Annotated in this window: 1 protein-coding gene; it reads left to right on the top strand. The window is 64.2% G+C overall.

Annotation, left to right across the window (positions count from 1 at the left end):
* The coding region (locus AC5IJH_RS18430; RefSeq protein WP_491904279.1) for an outer membrane beta-barrel protein at positions 1 to 254 on the top strand (254 nt) is incomplete at both ends.

Genomic DNA, 254 nt, shown 5'->3' on the forward strand with positions numbered 1-254 from the left:
TCGATCGATCTGCAGGAGCAGAAGCTGCGACCGCGGGACACCATCCAGGAGTTCTTCGTGCAGGATGACTGGAAGGCGACGCCGAGCCTGACGCTGAATCTCGGAGCGCGGTGGACGTTGCATCATCCGTCGACGGAGAAGAACAACCAGGGCGCGGTGTTCAACCTGGCGACACAGCGGCTGGACTACCTGGGGCAGAACGGCTACCCCGACGCGGCGCGCGAGCTGCACTACACCAATGTGGCGCCACGCCT

Source organism: Candidatus Dedyshia acidiphila, from assembly GCF_051025295.1.
Lineage (GTDB): Bacteria > Acidobacteriota > Terriglobia > Terriglobales > Acidobacteriaceae > KBS-83.